The sequence below is a fragment of the Frigoribacterium sp. AC394 genome (assembly GCF_979258095.1).
In genome coordinates this window covers 2,841,805-2,858,380 of the sequence record NZ_OZ409834.1, presented here as the reverse complement: position 1 = coordinate 2,858,380, position 16,576 = coordinate 2,841,805, and the positions used below count along the sequence as shown (strand labels likewise).

General features: G+C 72.0%; 18 protein-coding genes. 8 read left to right on the top strand and 10 right to left on the bottom strand.

The genetic code is table 11. The features are described 5' to 3' along the window. The first annotated feature begins 94 nt into the window (after positions 1-94). Positions 95-1,531, top strand: coding sequence for a DEAD/DEAH box helicase (locus tag ACZZY9_RS13340; RefSeq protein ID WP_463464438.1), 1,437 nt, complete (start codon positions 95-97; stop codon positions 1,529-1,531). Positions 1,532-1,830: 299 nt separating this feature from the next. Here ACZZY9_RS13340 and ACZZY9_RS13335 read toward each other — a convergent pair whose 3' ends face one another. Continuing rightward, the gene (locus tag ACZZY9_RS13335) at positions 1,831-2,685 is read right to left on the bottom strand and encodes a PHP domain-containing protein (RefSeq protein WP_463464437.1); all 855 of its coding nucleotides are present in this window, start codon (positions 2,683-2,685) and stop codon (positions 1,831-1,833) included. A gap of 40 nt (positions 2,686-2,725) precedes the next feature. On the opposite strand from ACZZY9_RS13335, the gene ACZZY9_RS13330 reads away from it, so the two are divergent. Further along, positions 2,726-3,754: an endonuclease/exonuclease/phosphatase family protein gene (locus tag ACZZY9_RS13330; RefSeq protein ID WP_463464436.1), complete on the top strand. Its 1,029-nt coding sequence runs from the start codon at positions 2,726-2,728 to the stop codon at positions 3,752-3,754. Positions 3,755-3,807: 53 nt separating this feature from the next. Continuing rightward, positions 3,808-5,301 (top strand): aminopeptidase P family protein, encoded by a 1,494-nt coding sequence (locus ACZZY9_RS13325; RefSeq protein WP_463464435.1) that lies wholly within the window; start codon positions 3,808-3,810, stop codon positions 5,299-5,301. 100 nt (positions 5,302-5,401) lie between these two features. On the opposite strand, the gene ACZZY9_RS13320 is transcribed toward ACZZY9_RS13325, so the two are convergent. From ACZZY9_RS13320 to ACZZY9_RS13305, 4 genes are all read right to left on the bottom strand, one after another. Next, positions 5,402-6,223 (bottom strand): copper resistance CopC family protein, encoded by an 822-nt coding sequence (locus ACZZY9_RS13320; RefSeq protein ID WP_463464434.1) that lies wholly within the window; start codon positions 6,221-6,223, stop codon positions 5,402-5,404. Then, positions 6,220-7,002 (bottom strand): YcnI family copper-binding membrane protein, encoded by a 783-nt coding sequence (locus ACZZY9_RS13315; protein WP_463464433.1) that lies wholly within the window; start codon positions 7,000-7,002, stop codon positions 6,220-6,222. The genes ACZZY9_RS13320 and ACZZY9_RS13315 overlap by 4 nt, the downstream gene beginning before the upstream one ends. A gap of 109 nt (positions 7,003-7,111) precedes the next feature. Next, positions 7,112-7,720: a hypothetical protein gene (locus tag ACZZY9_RS13310; RefSeq protein WP_463464432.1), complete on the bottom strand. Its 609-nt coding sequence runs from the start codon at positions 7,718-7,720 to the stop codon at positions 7,112-7,114. Further along, positions 7,720-8,217, bottom strand: a complete 498-nt coding sequence (locus ACZZY9_RS13305) for a YflT domain-containing protein (protein WP_192059768.1) — start codon at positions 8,215-8,217, stop codon at positions 7,720-7,722. Before ACZZY9_RS13305 ends, ACZZY9_RS13310 begins: the two co-directional genes overlap by 1 nt. Before the next feature lie 48 nt (positions 8,218-8,265). Between ACZZY9_RS13305 and ACZZY9_RS13300 the strand changes: the two genes are divergently transcribed. Genes ACZZY9_RS13300 through ACZZY9_RS13290 form a run of 3 tightly spaced genes read left to right on the top strand, consistent with a single transcriptional unit; the run spans position 8,266 to position 11,327 of the window. Beyond that, on the top strand, positions 8,266-9,585 hold the full coding sequence (locus ACZZY9_RS13300) for a magnesium transporter MgtE N-terminal domain-containing protein (protein ID WP_192059766.1): 1,320 nt from the start codon (positions 8,266-8,268) through the stop codon (positions 9,583-9,585). Further along, positions 9,572-10,171: a DUF1003 domain-containing protein gene (locus ACZZY9_RS13295; protein WP_463464431.1), complete on the top strand. Its 600-nt coding sequence runs from the start codon at positions 9,572-9,574 to the stop codon at positions 10,169-10,171. Before ACZZY9_RS13300 ends, ACZZY9_RS13295 begins: the two co-directional genes overlap by 14 nt. A gap of 7 nt (positions 10,172-10,178) precedes the next feature. Continuing rightward, positions 10,179-11,327, top strand: a complete 1,149-nt coding sequence (locus ACZZY9_RS13290; RefSeq protein ID WP_463464684.1) for an Mrp/NBP35 family ATP-binding protein — start codon at positions 10,179-10,181, stop codon at positions 11,325-11,327. A gap of 142 nt (positions 11,328-11,469) precedes the next feature. Here the strand turns inward: ACZZY9_RS13290 and ACZZY9_RS13285 are convergent, their stop codons facing one another. Then, positions 11,470-11,592 (bottom strand): hypothetical protein, encoded by a 123-nt coding sequence (locus ACZZY9_RS13285; RefSeq protein ID WP_255354969.1) that lies wholly within the window; start codon positions 11,590-11,592, stop codon positions 11,470-11,472. A gap of 236 nt (positions 11,593-11,828) precedes the next feature. On the opposite strand from ACZZY9_RS13285, the gene ACZZY9_RS13280 reads away from it, so the two are divergent. Continuing rightward, positions 11,829-12,743 carry a LysR family transcriptional regulator gene (locus tag ACZZY9_RS13280; RefSeq protein ID WP_463464430.1) on the top strand — a complete coding sequence of 305 codons (915 nt, stop codon included), beginning with the start codon at positions 11,829-11,831 and terminating at the stop codon, positions 12,741-12,743. Between the two features lie 23 nt (positions 12,744-12,766). On the opposite strand, the gene ACZZY9_RS13275 is transcribed toward ACZZY9_RS13280, so the two are convergent. Continuing rightward, positions 12,767-13,171 carry a Sec-independent protein translocase family protein gene (locus ACZZY9_RS13275; protein WP_463464429.1) on the bottom strand — a complete coding sequence of 135 codons (405 nt, stop codon included), beginning with the start codon at positions 13,169-13,171 and terminating at the stop codon, positions 12,767-12,769. Between the two features lie 63 nt (positions 13,172-13,234). On the opposite strand from ACZZY9_RS13275, the gene ACZZY9_RS13270 reads away from it, so the two are divergent. After that, entirely contained in the window at positions 13,235-13,861 is a 627-nt protein-coding gene (locus tag ACZZY9_RS13270) for an O-methyltransferase (RefSeq protein ID WP_192059755.1), read from the top strand. Between the two features lie 68 nt (positions 13,862-13,929). On the opposite strand, the gene ACZZY9_RS13265 is transcribed toward ACZZY9_RS13270, so the two are convergent. The 3 genes from ACZZY9_RS13265 to dapE all read right to left on the bottom strand — a co-directional run bounded on the left by ACZZY9_RS13265 (position 13,930) and on the right by dapE (position 16,515). Next, positions 13,930-14,100: a DUF3117 domain-containing protein gene (locus ACZZY9_RS13265; protein WP_192059753.1), complete on the bottom strand. Its 171-nt coding sequence runs from the start codon at positions 14,098-14,100 to the stop codon at positions 13,930-13,932. An 85-nt stretch (positions 14,101-14,185) separates the two neighbouring features. Next, positions 14,186-15,457: a hypothetical protein gene (locus ACZZY9_RS13260; RefSeq protein ID WP_463464428.1), complete on the bottom strand. Its 1,272-nt coding sequence runs from the start codon at positions 15,455-15,457 to the stop codon at positions 14,186-14,188. Next, a complete protein-coding gene (gene dapE, locus ACZZY9_RS13255; protein ID WP_463464427.1) occupies positions 15,442-16,515 on the bottom strand; it encodes a succinyl-diaminopimelate desuccinylase in 1,074 nt (357 codons plus the stop codon). The genes ACZZY9_RS13260 and dapE overlap by 16 nt, the downstream gene beginning before the upstream one ends. Positions 16,516-16,576: the final 61 nt, after the last annotated feature.

Here is a 16,576-nt window from a genome sequence, read left to right as displayed (position 1 = left end):
TGACACCACGCCGACAGCTTACGGGGTCCGGAGGCCCGCTCGGAGCGACGGGCTAAACTCGCTGCATCCGCCTATATGAGACAGGGCAACAACAGTGACTTTCACAGACCTCTCGATCGACCAGGACATGGTCGACGCACTGGCCGCGAAGGGGATCGTCGAACCGTTCCCCATCCAGACCCAGACGATCCCGCTCGCACTCGCCGGCCAGGACATCATCGGCCAGGCCAAGACCGGCACCGGCAAGACCCTCGGCTTCGGCCTCCCGATCGCCCAGCGCATCGGACTCGACCCCACCCCCGGCGTCAAGGTGCTCGTCGTCGTCCCCACCCGCGAGCTGTGCGTCCAGGTCGCCGAAGACCTCGAGGTCGCCACCTCGAACCGCTCGACGAAGGTCGTCAGCATCTACGGCGGCAAGGCCTACGAGGGTCAGGTCGAGCAGCTGAAGGCCGGCGCGCAGATCGTGGTCGGCACCCCCGGGCGCCTCCTCGATCTGGCCGGCCAGCGCCTCCTCGATCTCAAAGGCGTCCAGGAGGTCGTCCTCGACGAGGCCGACAAGATGCTCGACCTCGGGTTCCTGAGCGACATCGAGAAGATCTTCCAGCAGGTCCCCGAGACGCGGCACACGATGCTGTTCTCGGCCACCATGCCCGGTCCGATCGTGGCGCTGGCCCGCCGGTTCATGAACCGCCCGATCCACATCCGCGCTACGGATCCCGACGAGGGCCTGACGCAGGCGAACATCAAGCACGTCGTCTACCGCGCGCACTCGCTCGACAAGGACGAGGTCATCGCGCGCATCCTGCAGTCCGAGGGCCGCGGCAAGACCGTCGTCTTCACCCGCACCAAGCGCGCCGCCGCCAAGCTCGTCGAAGAGCTCAACGACCGCGGCTTCAACGCCGCCGCCGTGCATGGCGACCTGAACCAGGAGCAGCGCGAGCGTGCCATGGCGGCCTTCAAGGCGGGCAAGAAGGACATCCTCATCGCGACCGACGTCGCCGCCCGCGGCATCGACGTCAACGACGTCACGCATGTGATCAACCACACCGTGCCCGACGACCACGACACCTACCTGCACCGCGCCGGTCGCACCGGCCGCGCCGGCAAGACGGGCATCGCCGTCACGTTCGTCGACTGGGACGACCTGCACAAGTGGGCGCTCATCAACCGCGCACTCGACATGGGGCAGCCCGAGCCCGTCGAGACCTACTCGTCGAGCCCCCACCTGTTCACCGACCTCGACATCCCCGCCGGCACCAAGGGCCGCCTGCGCAGCGCACCCAAGGCCGCCGTCGAGGGCGGGGCCTCCGCCCCCCGCGAACGCAACCCCGGGTCGCGAGGCCGTTCGCGCGGTCGTGACGATGACGCCGGCCGCTCGTCGGGGCGTCAGGGCTCGGGTCGCGGGGCCACCACGCCGCCCACGAGCGCGTCGGTCGGATCCGCCTCGGCCGAGAACTCCGGCGAGGGCGGCGAACCCCGCCGTCGCAGCCGCCGCCGTCGTCCCAGCGGCGACGCACCCGCCCAGGGCTGAGCCCCCGCGGCCGAAGCCGCACCCGAGACGACCCCCTCGCCCACCAAGGCCAGGGGGTCGTCTCACGTGACACCCCTCACCCCACCGCTGTGCAATTCGCGACCAGAAGGCCGCTCGGGGCGCTTTCAGCGACCCGGTGAACGGCGTGTCGCGGCCGATCGGTCGGGTTCGGCCCGCCGCACTCCCCCGCCCCGGTCGGGTTCGGCCCGCCGGCCGCCCGGATCCCGGACGGGTTCGGCACGCTCGACTCCCGCAGCCCGGTCGGGTTCGGCACGTCACGAGACCCGACCCGCGCCTCCTCAGCCGGCGATCGGCGCCCAGCCCGTGGCCGCCGCGACGATCCGTTCGAACTGCCGAGGGTCGGTGCTGTTCTCGCCCAACCGGTTCGGCTTGCCCTCGCCGTGGTAGTCGCTCGAGCCGGTGACGATCAGGTCGTGCTGCGCGGCCAGCTCGCGGAGACGAGCGGCGCCGGCGGGGGTGTTCTCGCGGTGGTCGATCTCGACGCCCATCAGGCCGGCGTCGACGAGCGCCGCGAAGCCCTTCTCCGAGACGTTGGGCTCGCGACCGTGCGTCGCCGGGTGAGCGATCACGGGGACGCCGCCCGCGTCGCGGATCAACCGCACCCCGACGAGCGGGCTGGGGGCCTCGTGCGGCTCGTAGTAGCCGGAGCGCCAGTGCAGGATGCCGGCGAACGCGGCGCTGCGATCGGGGGCGAAGCCCCGGGCGACGAGGGCGTCGGCGATGTGCGGACGGCCGAGCGTCGCGCCGTTCGTCGACTGGTCGAGGACGTCCTGCCAGCTGATGTCGTAGTCGGCCGAGATCCTCTCGACGATCCGCTCGGCCCGGTGCAGGCGGCTGTCGCGCAGTCGAGCGGTCTCGGCGACGAGGGCCGGGTCGGTCGGGTCGAAGAGGTAGCCCAGCATGTGCACGCTGTTCAGCCCGAAGCGCGTGCTGAGCTCCATGCCCGGGACGAGCGTGACGCCCGTGCCGGCGACCGCCCGCGTCGCCTCGGCCCAGCCGGCCGTCGAGTCGTGGTCGGTGAGGGCGATGGTGCCGAGCCCCGCCGCCGATGCAGCCCGCACGAGCTCTGCGGGGGTCTCCGTCCCGTCGGAGACGCTGCTGTGCGTGTGCAGGTCGATCGGTCGTGACGGCATCCCCTCATCGTAGGCGTCGTCGCCTATGCTCGGTCGGGCCATGATCCGTCGTCTCGTCGCCCTCGTCCTCGTGCTCGCCGCCGCTGCAGCGCTGCTGCTCGCCATCTGGCCCCAGGCCCTCGACCTGCAGAGGAGCTGGCCGGCGACGCAGGTCGTCTCGTTCCGCATCGTGGCGGCGGGCGTCGCCCTCGTCGCGGCCGTCGTCCTGCTCGTGGTCGGGCTCTTCGCCCGTCGCATCCGCTCGGTGACCGCCTCCATCGCCGTGCTCGCGCTCGTCGCCGGCGCCGTCTCGACCGGTGTGCTCGCCTCGCGCGGCATCGGGCGCGACGACTTCACCGACGCGCTCGAATCCGACGTGACCGTCCTGTCGTGGAACACCCTCGGCGGTGCGCCCGGCGCCGAGGCGATCGCCGCTCTGGCCGTCGACGTCGGCGCCGACGTGGTCGCTCTGCCCGAGACCGACGCCGAGACCGCGAAGGCCGTCGCCGACGCCATGAACGCGGCGGGTCTCCCGATGGCCGGCTTCACCTCCAGCTACGACCACGTGGCGACCGCGAAGCCGACGTCTCTGCTCGTGTCGACCGCCCTGGGCGAGTACACCGTCGCCACGGCCGACGACGGCACGTCGATCACCACGACGCCCGGCATGCCCAGCATCGTCGCGACCCCGGTCGACGAGGCGTCACCCGTCATCGTCGCGGCCCACCCCGTCGCCCCGCTCCGCGACACGATGGACACGTGGCGCGATGGGCTCGACGTGCTCGCCGACGCGTGCGCCTCGGGCAACGTGATCATGGCCGGCGACTTCAACGCGACCGTCGACCACCTGAGCGGGCTGGGCCGTGAAGGAGGCGCGCTCGGCACGTGCCGCGACGCTGCGGTGGGCACGGCGAACGGCGGCGTCGGCACCTGGCCGACCGATCTCAGCCCGCTGCTCGGCACCCCGATCGACCACGTGATGGCCACCCGACACTGGCTCGCCACCGGGTTCCGGGTGGTGACCGACCTCGATGAGGCCGGCAGCGACCACCGCCCGGTCGTCGCGCAGCTCAGCCGCACCGGGGCCTGAGCACCCGGCGAGACGTCGCGCAGGCCGATCCGGATCGCGAGAGAATGGGTGCCATGGCTGAACAGAAGGCACCCCGCGCGACCACGAACCGCTCCACGACCCCCGGCTCCGACACCTTCAAGGACTACATCTCGTCGAACTGGGCCGAGAGGCCGAGCGACCTCCCCGAGCCGCGTGAGCAGGCGCCGTTCGCGGCCGCTCGCCGCGAGGCCCTGTCGGCGAAGCACCCCGGCAAGCGGCTCGTCGTTCCCGCCGGGCGCGCCAAGGTCCGCTCCAACGACTGCGACTACCCGTTCCGTGCGCACTCGGGCTTCTCGCACCTGACCGGGTGGGGTTCCGACACCGTGCCGGGGTCGGTGCTCGTGCTCGAACCCGTCGACGGCGGGCACGACGCGACGCTGTACTTCCGGGCCAGCGCGGGGCGCGACTCCGACGAGTTCTACGCGAACCCCGAGATCGGCGAGTTCTGGATCGGGCCTCGCCCGTCGCTCTCGCAGGTCGGCGCCGACCTCGGACTCGCGACCCGCGACCTGGCCGAGTTCGACGCGGTGCTCAGCGTCGTCGACGGCGACACGCTGCTGCTGCGCGAGGCCGACCCCGAGCTGACGGGCCGTGTCGACGAGATCGACGCCGCTCGCCGTTCCGACTCCCCCGCCGCCGCCGAGGCCGAGCCCTCGGCAGCCGACGACATCCGCGACCTCGCACGCGACCTCAGCGAGCTGCGACTGGTCAAGGACGCCTACGAGATCGCTCAGATGCGCGAAGCCGTCGACGTCACGGGTCGCGGGTTCACGGACGTCGTGAGCGACTTCGACGAGATCCTCGCGCATCCTCGGGGCGAGCGTCTGGTCGAGGGCACCTTCAACCGCCGGGCACGCGCCGACGGCAACACGGTCGGCTACGACACCATCGCGGCATCGGGCGATCACGCCTGCGTCCTGCACTGGACCCGCAACGACGGGGCCGTCCGCGACGGGGACCTCATCCTCATCGACGCCGGCATCGAGCTCGACAGCCTCTACACGGCCGACATCACGCGCACCCTGCCGGTGTCGGGTCGCTTCACCGACGTGCAGCGCCTGGTCTACGAAGCCGTGCTCGAGGCGGCCGACGCGGCCTTCGCGATCGTTCGCCCCGGCATCCGGTTCCGTGAGATCCACGCCGAGGCCATGCGGGTCATCGCCGAGCGCACCGCCGAGTGGGGGTTCCTGCCCGTCAGCGCGGCCGAGTCGCTCGAACCCGACCACCAGTACCACCGCCGGTACATGGTGCACGGCACCAGCCACCACCTGGGCATCGACGTGCACGACTGCGCGGCCGCGCGCCGTGACCTCTACCTCGAGGGGGTGCTCGAGCCGGGCATGGTGTTCACCATCGAACCCGGGCTCTACTTCCAGCCCGACGACCTGAGCGTGCCCGAGGAGTTCCGCGGCATCGGCGTCCGCATCGAGGACGACATCGTCGTCACGGCCGACGGCGCCGAGAACCTCTCGGTGGGCATCCCCCGCACCGTCGCCGACGTCGAGGCCTGGGTCGCCCGAGGCTGACCCGTCCGACGAGGGGCCCGCGCGATCCGCATCAGCGGTCGCCCGGGCCCCTCGTCGCGTGACCGGCTCGTCGTACGTCCGGCCGGTCGTCCGACCGGGACTACGACCGCGGCGTCTCGCGCCCGTCCGCCGGGCCGTCGCCGTCGACGTCGCCGTCGGGGCCCTCGTCCGAACCGGATCGACGTCGACTCGTCGCGATGACGACGACGACCGCGACCAGGGCGAGGACGACGATGCCGACGCCGAGTCCGATCGCCAGGCCGAGCCCGGCCCCGTCGTCGGCCGCATCGGACGACTCGTCGGTCGTCTCGGCGGCGGAGCCCGTCTCAGGTGCGACGGTCGCGTCGGCGCCCGCTGCCGGGTCGGTCGTGGCCGCCGCATCCGGTTCGTCGCCGTCGGGTCCGCTGACGGCCGGGTCGTCGGTCGGGTCGCTCGTCGACGGGTCGCAGACGGGCCGCTCGGCGGCGCCCGCGGAGGTTTCGACCCCGGCCGGCGGCTGGTAGCTGAACGACCGCGAGTCCGACACCGTGTGCCCGTCGGCCGAGACCGCCTGGTAGGTCATCGTGTACTCGCCGGCGGAGCCGAGTGCGACGCCGGTGCTGAGGACGGGCCCGGCGGTCGTCGAGCAGCCGTCCTCGAAGTGCCGTCCGGAGGCGTCGGTCACCTCGAGCACGTTCGACGAGCCCGTCCCCGAGAGATCGAGCACGACGTCGCTGAAGGTGACCGACGCCTCCTCGAGCTCGGTGGTGACCACGGCCCCCTGCTCCGGGCTGCTCGAGAGCACGTAGTCGTGCGCCGAGGCTCCCGTGGCCGGCACGAGCACGGCCAGACCGACGAGACCGACGAGACCGGCCAACCCGGCCGCACCCCCGGCGAGACGGGAGCGCCCGGTGGCGAGGACGCTGCGCGAGTGGCCGGTCACGAGGTCGACCCGCCCGAGCTGCGCCCACCCCGGCCGGCCGCCGCGGGGCGACGCGTCAGCGCGACGACGCTGACGACGAGGGCGACGGCCCCGAACGCGAGCCCGCCGATGCCGAAGGCGACGCCCGCGGTCGACGACGCGTCGGAGTCGCCGGACGCGCTGACGGCTGCGTCGTCGGACGAGGCGTCGGCCCCCTCGCCGACCGAGTGGCCACCGGAGTGCCCCTCGTCGGGCGGCGTGTCGTTCACGTACAGGGTCGGTGCCGGGTGCTCGGGCTCCTCACCGGAGGCGGGCGTGGGCTCGTCCCAGTCGACGACGCTGCCGTCGCTGTACTCCTGATGCGACGGAAGCAGGATCGAGCCGGTGTCGGGCACGGCTCCGGCGGAGATCACGAACTGCTGGAACTGCCCGGGGGCGATCTGAGCACCCTCGTCGGCCGTCCACGTCACCGTCACCGGAGCCGTCGTGACGGTCGCCCCGTCGATGTCGACCGGCTCGGGCAGATCACCCGTGGCGACCTCGGTCGACCACCCGGGGACGGGCTCGTACGAGACGGAGGTGAAGGGCGTGTCGGTGGGCAGGTCGACGACGAACCGGACGGTGCCCGCGTCGGCGGACTCGTTGGGCACCTTGAAGGTGAGCGTCGAGTACGAACCGGCCTCGGCCTGGCCCGGCTCGACGTGGACGTGGGCGGAGGCGGCGAGCGGCGCCGCCAGGGAGAGGAGCGCGGCGGCGCCCAGCGCGCCGCCGGCCCGGAGGGCGAGAGTGGTCTTCTTCACGAGTGGTGGTCCCTTGTTCTCGGCCGCGCGGAGCACGGCCGGTGTCTGATGATCGGCGTCGGCCGAGGGCGCGGCGCCGTCCCGTCGCCGGGTTCGGCGACGGTCGGAGTCAGACGGGACGAGGCGGACCCCGGTGCGGGCTCGCGGTGAGGAATCGCGGGGGCCGGCCCCGTCGGAGAGGCGGGACGACGGCGTTCAGGAGGCGCGCCTCCGGAACGGGGACGACCCCGTATCCGAGGACCCGCCCGGCGGCGACGGCGCGACGCGACGCCGCCCGCAGCGCCGTCCGCATCGCCCGGTGGCCGCGGACCATGGCCGCCACGGTGACTAGGGCGGCCAGCGCATGCGCGATCCACATCGACGACGTGCTCATCGCGGCCTCGGGCGCCGCCGCCGCCCCCGCTGCCGAGCCGACGGTCAGGATCAGGGGCGAGTGATGCCCGCCCGAGGCGCCGAGCCCCGTGGTCGCGGTCGAGCCGAGCGAGAAGAGGATGTGGAACGCGAACTGGCTGAGCACCACGGAGGCGGCGAGGCGGGGCGTGGAGACCCGCCGACCGGCGAGCGCCACGCAGACCGGCAGTGCGAACGCGAGCGCGAGGACGACCCCGAGGAGGCCCGGCTCGGCGCCCCCGCCGGCCACGTGGGAGAAGGCGGCGACGACGACGGAGAGACCGGCGGTCAGCCAGCCGCGGTGGAACCGCATCCGTCGTGCGTCCATCAGCGCTTCTGGTCGGGGCGTGCGAGGACCTCGTGGGCGCGCGACGACACCTCGGGGTCGACGACGATCTGGTAGCTCGTGGCGAGCACCTGGTGGGTCGACGTGAAGTCGCGGCGACGACGGCTGATGGCGAAGCTCGCGATGCCGTAGAGCATGCCGAAGCCCGCGCCGATCAGGGCGGCCGCGACGACCGTGGTGATCGTCACGGTCGTCGGCGAGAAGACGAGCATCACGAGACCGAAGAAGACCCCCAGCCACAGACCGGTCACCGCGCCGGCCAGGGCCGCCCGGCCGTAGGTCAGCCGCCCGGTGACCCGCTCGACCGTGGTGAGGTCGTTGCCGATGATGGCGAGCTGCTTGATCGGGAAGTCGGCGTGCGACAGGCGCTCGACGACGGCCTGCGCCTCGGGGTAGCTGGCGTACGTGCCGAGGACGTCGCCCCGCGGGACCGTGGGCACCGGACGGGTGCGTCGGCCCAGGGGGCTCTGATTCGTCATGGCCCCATTAAACACGGGGCGCCTGTCTCGACGGACTAAATTGGTCGTGTGAGCGCCAACAGAGTCTTCATCGCCCGTCTCGCCGGGTGCTCCGTCTTCGACCCCGCCGGCGACAAGGTCGGCAAGGTCCGCGACGTCCTGGTCGTCTACCGTCGCGACGAGCCCCCTCGGGTGGTCGGACTGATCGTCGAGGTGCCCGGCAAACGCCGCGTCTTCGTCGGCATCGGCCGGGTCACGAGCATCGGCTCGGGTCAGATCATCACCAACGGACTCATCACCCTGCGCCGCTTCGAGCAGCGCGGCGGCGAGACCCGGGTCATCGCCGAGATGCTCGGTCGCAAGGTGACCCTGCGTCGCGACGGCGGCCGGGCCACCATCGAGGACGTCGCGATGGACGAGGTATCCGAGGGCGACTGGGAGATCGGCCAGCTGTTCCTCCGCAAGCCGAAGTCGACGCCGTCGCCGTTCGGCAAGGGGCCCACGACCTTCGCCTCCTGGCAGGACGTCCGAGAGGAGAACGCCGACGGCGAGGCGCAGAGCGCCGAGCACCTGATCGCCGCGTACTCCGACCTGGTGCCCGCCGACCTCGCGAACACCCTGCTCGAGCTCACCCCCGAGCGCCGGCACGAGGTCGCGGCCGAGCTCTCCGACGACCGCCTCGCCGACGTGCTCGAAGAGCTGCCCGAGACCGAGCAGATCGACATCTTCGGTCAGCTCGACGACCACCGCGCGGCGGGCGTGCTCGACCAGATGCAGCCCGACGACGCGGCCGACCTCATCGCGCAGCTCAGCGAAGAGCGCAAAGAGCAACTGCTGGGCCTCATGGAGCCCGACGAGGCCGACGACGTCCGGATGCTGCTGAGCTACGACGCCGACACGGCGGGCGGTCTGATGACCACCGAGCCGGTGATCGTCTCCGCCGACGCCACCGTCGCCGAGGGGCTCGCCCTGATCCGTCGGCACGAGCTCGCGCCGGCCCTCGGCGCCGCGGTGTGCGTCACGCTGCCGCCCTACGAGCCACCCACCGGCAGGTTCCTCGGCATGGTGCACTTCCAGCGGATGCTGCGCTACCCGCCGAACGAACGGCTCGGCACGCTGCTCGACCAGCAGCTCGAACCCGTGCGCGTCGATGCCACGGCCCTCGAGGTCACGCGGGTCATGGCGACCTACAACCTCGTCTCGGTGCCGGTCGTCGACGCCGCCCACCGCCTGGTCGGGGTGGTGACCATCGACGACGTCCTCGACCATGTGCTCCCCGACGACTGGCGCAGCCAGGATCCGGGGCAGCCCCTGAACCGCAACCGGCCGCGCCCGCGGCGCGCACCCGTCAACACGCCCGCGAGGAGGACCCCCGGTGGCACGCGATAACCGCAGCACGGTCCGCCTCGACGCGCCGAAGGGGCTCCGCACCCGGGTGCTCCCGGGTCGTCGCGGCCCGGGTCGCGACCGGTTCGGTCGCGCGACCGAGTCCGTCGCGCGCGGGATGGGCACGCCGTACTTCCTGATCGCGCTGACGCTGTTCTGCGTCGCGTGGATGATCTTCAACACCATCGCCCCCGAGGCCTGGCGCTTCGACAGCGCCGCCATCGGCTTCACGGCCCTGACGCTCATCCTCTCGCTGCAGGCCTCGTACGCGGCGCCGCTCATCCTGCTGGCACAGAACCGTCAGGACGACCGCGACCGGGTGCAGTTCGAACAGGACCGTCAGCGCGCCGAGCGCAACCTCGCCGACACCGAGTACCTGGCCCGCGAGGTCGTCGCGCTCCGCATCGCCATGCGCGACATGGCGAGCAAGGACTTCATCCGCGCCGAGCTCCGTTCGATGCTCGACGAGCTCGACCGACGCGACGCGGACGAGTCCGACACGACCCGCGCCTCCTCGACCCGCGCCTCCTCGGCCGCGGCTCGTCGCGAGCAGCGGCACGACGCGAGGCACGACGGGCACCGTGGCTGACGCCGACATGACGTCCGGTCCGCTGGTCGAGGGCGTCCGACGCGCTCTGAGTCGCGTGCTCGACCCCGAGATCCGCAAGCCCGTCACCGAGCTCGACATGATCGGCGACGTCTCCGTCGACCGAGGAGGCGCGGCGAGGGTGACCGTGAAGCTCACCATCGTCGGCTGCCCCGCCGCCGACACCATCGAACGCGACGTGCGCGCCGCCACCGCGTCCGTGACCGGGGTCACGGCGGTCGACGTCGATGTGACCGTCATGACCCGCGACGAGCGGCGAGCCCTCACCGAGAAGCTGCGCGCCGGACGGGCCGCGAGGGGCATGCAGTTCGGCCCCGAGACCCTCACCCGCGTCTACGCCGTGACCAGCGGCAAGGGCGGGGTCGGCAAGTCGACGGTCACCGCGAACCTCGCGGTGTCGCTGGCGGCCCGGGGGCTCGCCGTCGGCATCGTCGACGCCGACGTCTACGGCTTCAGCATCCCCGGCCTCCTGGGTCTCGTCGGCGACGACGGAGCATCGGTCAAGCCGACGCAGGTCGACGACATGATCCTGCCGCCCGTCGCCCACGGGGTGAAGGTGATCTCGATCGGCATGTTCGTCGACGACGCGTCGACCGCCGTGGCGTGGCGCGGGCCCATGCTTCACCGGACGATCCAGCAGTTCCTCACCGACGTCTACTTCGGCGATCTCGACGTCCTGCTGCTCGACCTGCCCCCGGGCACCGGCGACGTCGCCATCTCGGTCGGGCAGCTGCTGCCCCATGCCGAGGTGCTCGTGGTGACGACACCGCAGCCCGCGGCGGCCGACGTGGCCGAGCGCAGCGGTGTGGTCGCGCGCCAGACCGGCCAGCGCCTCCTCGGCGTCGTCGAGAACATGGCCGGACTCCCCCAGGCCGACGGTTCGGTGCTCGAGCTGTTCGGCTCGGGCGGCGGAGCCGAGACGGCCCGCCGGCTGTCGACCGGACAGGACGAGCCGGTGACAGTCCTCGCGAGCGTGCCGCTGAGCCTGGCCCTGCGCGAGGGCGGCGACGCGGGCACGCCCGTCGTGCTCGCCGCCCCCTCCGACCCCGCGGCACGGGCCATCGAGGCCCTCGCCGACCGGCTCGCGGTGCGCGAACGCGGACTCGCCGGGCGGAAGCTCGGCCTCAGCGTCGGCTGAGCCCCCCTCGGTCCCGGCGACACCCGGTGCCGCCCCGGACGGCCTCGGGTCGCCCGGTGCCGCCCGGGCATGCGAGAGGGGCGCCTCGCGATGCGAGACGCCCCTCGGGCGGTGGCCGTCGCGAGTGGCGACGGCGGCGGACCTAGCTCCAGCGGGTGTAGGTCTTGGTGGGGATCGCGTGGAAGCCGTCGCGAGCGACGGAGACGATCGACCCGGTGATGCCGACGACGGCGGCGATGGCGAGGACGATGATTCCGGTCAACATGGTGTTTCTCTTTCTCGGCGCGATGCGTCGCGCGGTCTGATGGTGCGGACACGACGCGGTTCGACGTCGTGTGTGATGGGTGGAGCCGCCGTGCATCCGACGGGCACCCGAGCCTCGGGACCAGGTCGACCGAGGGGCCGGAGCGCATGGGGTCGCTCCGAGGACTCCTCTATTCTGCGCCTCGCAAAGACGTAGAACAATCTCACGTTGCTACCGAAACACCGTAGATTGTCTACATGGACGTCAAGAGACTCGAACTGCTCCGGGAACTGGCCGAACGGGGCAGCATCGCCGCCGTGGCACGGGCCACGCACCGCACCCCGTCAGCGGTGTCGCAGCAGCTGAAGATCCTCGAGAAGGAGGCCGGCGTCGCGCTCACCGAGCGCATCGGGCGCGGCGTCGTCCTCACCGGCTCGGGTCGCGTGCTGGCGCAGACCGCCACCGACGTCGCCGTCGCGCTCGAGCGGGCTCAGGCGGTCTGGGCCGACTTCATCGCGACCCCCCAGGGAGAGGTCACCCTCGCGACCTTCCCCACGGGAGGCCAGATGCTGCTGCCCGGCCTGCTGCGGACCGTCGCCGAGACGCCGGGTCTCGTCGTCGTGGCCACGGACCACGACCCGTCCATCCGCGAGTTCGCCGACCTGGCGGGCGACCACGACGTCGTCGTCGCCCATGCGTCCGAGAGCCGCTCCTGGCGGGGGCGCGGCCTCGTCAACGTCCCCCTGCTCACCGAGCCGCTCGACATCGCCCTGCCCGCCGACCACCGACTGGCGGGCCGGGCCTCGCTCTCCCCCTCGGATCTCGAGGGCGAGAGCTGGATCGGGGTCCCGAGCGGCTTCCCGTTCGAGTGGGTCTACACCGAGATCGAGCGCGTCACCGGCAGCACCGTGCGCATCTCGCAGCGCTTCAGCGACACGAAGGTCACCGAGTCGCTGGTCGGCGCGGGTCTCGGCATCGCCGTGCTGCCCCGGTTCACTGCCAAGGAGGCGCGGGACGACATGGTCCTGCTGCCTCTCGAGAACATCCGAGCCGTCCGCTACGTCTCGGCGCTGATGCGCCGCGACCGGGCCGAGAGGCCGAGCGTCCGTCGCGTGGTCGACGCACTCCGCGCCGAGGCGACGCGGGTCGCCGGCCTGCACGGAGGCGTCTGAGAGCAGGCGCCGAGACCAGCGGTCTAGGTGGCCTCGGAGTCGTAGGGCGCGACCTCGCCGGCGGCGAGCGGCACGGTGCGGGGCGCCGGGCCGCGGGAGGGCAGGCCCGCGGCGACCGCCCCGGCCGTCGCCATGGCCGCGGGGGTCACGGACGTGACACCCCCGCTCGGCGGATCGAGGAGCGCGTCGCGGATGATGCGGCGGGGGTCGTACTGCCGAGGGTCGAGCTTCTGCCACTCGACCTCGTCGAATTCGGGGCCCATCTCGCTGCGCATGCGCTCTTTGGCGCCGTTGGCCATGTTCTTGACCGACTTGACGAGCTGAGCGAGCTTCGACGCGTAGACGGGCAGACGATCGGGACCGAGCAGGAAGACGGCCAGCACACCCACGATGAGCAGCTTGTCGAACGTCAGACCGGAGAGGGACACGCAAGCAGACTAACCGGTGCCGCCGGGGGCCACCCCCTAGAGTTGGCCTTTCGAGGAGTGGGTGTGTCGCAAATAGAGTCAAGCTGGAAATTCGCCGAAGAGCTCGTCACCGAGAGCGGTCCGCTCGCAGAGGCTCGTCAGCACTCGCTCGAGGTCGGGGTCGAACCGATCTCCCCCGCCGTCGGCGCGCAGCTCGCGGTCGTCGCGGCCGCGTCGGGTGCGAAGAACATCATCGAGATCGGCACGGGCGTCGGCGTCAGCGGTCTGTGGCTGCTGCACGGCGCACCCCGGGCGACCCTCACGTCGATCGACCGCGAGGTCGACCACCAGCAGGCCGCCCGCGACGCGTACCTCGGCGCCGGCGTGCCGGTGAACAGGTTCCGTCTCATCACCGGCCGGGCCTCCGAGGTGCTGCCGCGGATGAACGAGAACTCGTACGACATCGTCTTCGTCGACGCCGACCCGGGCTCCGTCATCGAGTACGTCGAGCACGGTCTGCGCCTCGCCCGCCCGGGCGGACTCGTGCTGGTCGCCCATGCGCTCTGGCACGGCTCGGTCGCGAACCCCGCCCGACGGGACGCCACGACGACGCAGTTCCGCACACTGCTGACCGAGGTCTCGACCTCCCCCGCGGTGATCAGCTCGCTGTCGACGGCCGGCGACGGACTCCTCCAGCTCGTCAAGCTCTGAACGACGGAGCAGCCCCGCCGATCGGTGATCGGCGGGGCTGCTCGCGATGGTGCTGGGAAGGTGGCCGACTAAGCGCCGACGACGCTCGCGAGGGCGTCGTGGAGCTCTTTGGCTTCGTCGTCGTTGACCGACACCACGAGGCGTCCCCCACCCTCGAGCGGAACACGCACGATGATGAGACGACCCTCCTTCACGGCTTCCATAGGTCCGTCGCCGGTCCTCGGCTTCATGGCTGCCATCAGATAGTCCCCTTTCGCAAAGATGCTCGTCCTATTATCCGTGATTTGTACGCCCGCACCTAAACGCGCTTCGGTCGTCGGCCGATCACGGCGGCGTCCAGTCGTAGCCGTCGACCCACCAGCTGTAGTACAACCAGGCGAACTGCCCGGCGACGAAGACCAGCAGCAGCCCCACGCGCCAGACGCGCGAACGGGGCACCGCGAGGATGCCCAGCAGCGGGAAGAGCGGCATCAGCAGTCGCCAGGTGCTCGACTGCGGGAAGAACACGGCGAGCAGATAGAGCGCGTAGGCGACTCCCCAGAGGCGCAGGTCGACGCCGATGCGGCGTCCCCACGGCCCCAGCAGGAGGACGGCGAGGCCCAGCACGGCGAGCACGAACAGCGCCCCGACGGGGAACCCGCCGCTCATCCGCGACCAGAAGGCCGCCCCCTCGAACCAGGCCGAGAAGGGCACCAGCGGCCCGTACCCCACGTAGGGCGCCCGCCACGCCAGCTCGGTGGCCGTGTAGGCGTCCGGCCGCCCCGTGACGACGCCCGCCACGATCAGCCAGCCGAAGCCGAGCACCGCGGTGGTCACCGCCGACACCGACACCGCGATCACCTCGCGGCGCGGGAACGGGTCGCGGGCGCGCGTGGACCAGCGGTGGACGGCGTGCAGTCCGATCGCGAGGGCGAGAGCGAGCGCGCCCGGTCGCGTGAACGACAGCGCGGCCACGAGGGGCAGCATCGGCAGGTACTGACGACGCACCAGCAGCAGCAGGCAGGCGCAGAGCAGCAGCAGGAACATCGACTCGGCGTAGGCCACCTGCAGCAGCGGCGAGAGCGGTGAGAAGCAGAACAGCGCGACCGTGAAGAGCGCCGTGCCCTCGGGCAGAACGTGCCGCATCAGCCGGTACAGCAGCAAGGCCGTGCCGCCGGCGCAGAGGACCGAGACGAACACGGCGAGCGGTGCGAACGGCACCCCGGTCAGCTCGGTCAGGGCACGGACCGTGAACGGGTAGACCGGCATGAAGGCCCATGCGCTCTCGCCGACGTTCCCGGTCGAGGTGATCGGCAGGGTCGTCGGGTAGCCGACCGCCGAGATGATGTAGTACCAGTGGCCGTCCCAGATGGTGGCGAAGCTCGCGTAGTCCGGGCTCGGCAGCGTCCACGCGTTGGGCCCCTGCACCCGGGCGAAGCCGAGCAGGAGAGCGGTGCTGACGATGCGGGAGGCGACGAAGACGACGAGCACCCGCGCCCACCAGGGGGTGAGACGGTAGCGGACGACGAGCGCGCGACGAGCTCGGCGCCGACCCGCGCCTCCTTCGCCCGCCGAGGAGGCGCGGGTCGCGTCTCCGATGGTCAGGCCGTCAGCCACGCCCGCAGTCCGCGTTCGTTCTCGACGATCTGGTCGAGCGGCACCCGCTCGTCGTCGTGGTGGGCGAGGAGCGGGTCGCCGGGGCCGTAGTTCACTGCGGGCACGCCGAGGGCGGAGAAGCGCGCGACGTCCGTCCAGCCGTACTTCGGCTTCGCCTCACCGCCGACCGCGGCCAGGAACTGCGCGGCCAACGGGGCGTCGAGCCCCGGTCGAGCCCCTTCGGCGAGGTCGACGACCACGACGTCGAAGCCGGCGAAGAGCTCGCGCACATGGGCGACGGCCTCGTCGCCGGAGCGGCTGGGGGCGAAGCGGTAGTTGACCGTGACGACGCACTCGTCGGGGATGACGTTGCCGGCGACACCGCCCGCGATGCCGACGGCGTTCAGACCCTCGCGGTACACGAGGCCGTCGACCTCGACCTCCCGGGCCTCGTAGGCGGCGAGCAGATCGAGGATGGGGGCCGCGCGGTGGATGGCGTTGTCGCCGATCCACGAGCGGGCGCTGTGCGACCGGCGACCCGTGGTGCGGATCTCCGCCCGGAGGTTGCCGTTGCAGCCGCCCTCGATCTCGCTGCGAGTGGGCTCGCCGAGGATGGCGAAGTCGGCCTGGAGCAGCTCGGGGCGGGTGCGGACGAGGCGGCCCAGGCCGTTGAGGGAGTCGGAGACCTCCTCGTGGTCGTACCAGACCCAGGTCACGTCGACGTTCGGCTCGGTCAGCTCGACGGCCAGCCGCAGGTGCACGGCGCAGCCGGCCTTCATGTCAACGGTGCCGCGACCCCAGAGGAACTCGACGCCGTCTTCGGTCTCGTAGCGGGTCGGGAGGTTGTCGTTCAGGGGCACGGTGTCGATGTGCCCCGCCACCACGACGCGCTGCGCCCGGCCCAGGCTCGTGCGGGCGACGATCGCGTCACCATCGCGCAGCACCTCGAGATGATCGTGCCCCGCGAGGGTCTCGGCGATCGCGTCGGCGATGCGACCCTCGTCGCCGGAGACGGACTCGATGTCGCAGAGCTGGCGGGTGACGTCGACGGCGGACACGCTGAGGTCGATCTTCGGCATGGCCCCGAGTGTACGGGGGCCGACGGAGCGCCCGCTGCGGTCATCGCACCCCGTGACCGCA

What these genes read in the sequence shown, in the direction of transcription:
- ACZZY9_RS13280 (WP_463464430.1), top strand. Translation starts at nt 11,829, where the DNA reads ATGGACGTCAAGAGACTCGAACTGCTCCGGGAACTGGCCGAACGGGGC.
- ACZZY9_RS13330 (WP_463464436.1), top strand. Translation starts at nt 2,726, where the DNA reads ATGATCCGTCGTCTCGTCGCCCTCGTCCTCGTGCTCGCCGCCGCTGCA.
- ACZZY9_RS13305 (WP_192059768.1), bottom strand. Translation starts at nt 8,217, where the DNA reads ATGACGAATCAGAGCCCCCTGGGCCGACGCACCCGTCCGGTGCCCACG.
- ACZZY9_RS13285 (WP_255354969.1), bottom strand. Translation starts at nt 11,592, where the DNA reads ATGTTGACCGGAATCATCGTCCTCGCCATCGCCGCCGTCGTCGGCATC.
- ACZZY9_RS13265 (WP_192059753.1), bottom strand. Translation starts at nt 14,100, where the DNA reads ATGGCAGCCATGAAGCCGAGGACCGGCGACGGACCTATGGAAGCCGTG.
- ACZZY9_RS13310 (WP_463464432.1), bottom strand. Translation starts at nt 7,720, where the DNA reads ATGGACGCACGACGGATGCGGTTCCACCGCGGCTGGCTGACCGCCGGT.
- ACZZY9_RS13325 (WP_463464435.1), top strand. Translation starts at nt 3,808, where the DNA reads ATGGCTGAACAGAAGGCACCCCGCGCGACCACGAACCGCTCCACGACC.
- ACZZY9_RS13290 (WP_463464684.1), top strand. Translation starts at nt 10,179, where the DNA reads ATGACGTCCGGTCCGCTGGTCGAGGGCGTCCGACGCGCTCTGAGTCGC.
- ACZZY9_RS13335 (WP_463464437.1), bottom strand. Translation starts at nt 2,685, where the DNA reads ATGCCGTCACGACCGATCGACCTGCACACGCACAGCAGCGTCTCCGAC.
- dapE (WP_463464427.1), bottom strand. Translation starts at nt 16,515, where the DNA reads ATGCCGAAGATCGACCTCAGCGTGTCCGCCGTCGACGTCACCCGCCAG.